The sequence below is a fragment of the Arthrobacter sp. GMC3 genome (assembly GCF_002929305.1).
GTDB lineage: Bacteria > Actinomycetota > Actinomycetes > Actinomycetales > Micrococcaceae > Specibacter.
Map to the genome: position 1 here is coordinate 1 of NZ_PJIO01000112.1, position 608 is coordinate 608.

The following is a 608-nucleotide window of genomic DNA, read 5'->3' on the forward strand; positions in this document are numbered from 1 at the left end:
GGAATTTTGTCCTGAGAGATTCCTTGATAGTAGTGCAACTTTCAACTTTAAGGGGAACGATAATTTTCATTACTTTCCTTTTGGAGGTGGTCGAAGAATTTGTCCTGGAATATCATTTGCCGTTGTTAATGTTGAGCTAGCTGTTGCGAATCTCATCAACGAATTTGATTGGAAATTGCCAGGTGGAGCAGAATGTGGAACATTAGACATGGCTGAAAGTGTAGGCCTAACCATTCACAAGCAAAATCCTCTTAAGGTTATTGCAACTCCTTATTCTAGCAAATAAGACCATCTATAGCTTGTAACTATATGTTAGGTACAAGCTCAATATAGTTCAATGTGGAGTGCTCTTTGTTTGGCTTTGCGGGTCAAGTTATTTCCTAGTTTAAGTTTGTTTCCTATTTACTAGTTGATTGTATTTAGGAAAGTTAAGAGATATTTTATTTGTTAAGATATCTAGTATGTGTAAAATTAGGAAAGCTTGTTTAGTTTCCTAATACTATTTTGTCTAGTTTAGGAAGTATGGAGTCTTATAAATAAGAGTTTATACACTCATTGATTGGGGTGTGAGAACACCATTGTGAGACAGTGTAAGGTGGTAGCAGGCA

At 35.9% G+C, this 608-nt stretch carries 1 protein-coding gene; it reads left to right on the forward strand.

Annotation, left to right across the window (positions count from 1 at the left end):
• On the forward strand, positions 1-286 hold a 286-nt coding region (locus tag CXQ94_RS22335; RefSeq protein ID WP_146070416.1), incomplete at its 5' end, for a cytochrome P450.
• Positions 287-608: the final 322 nt, after the last annotated feature.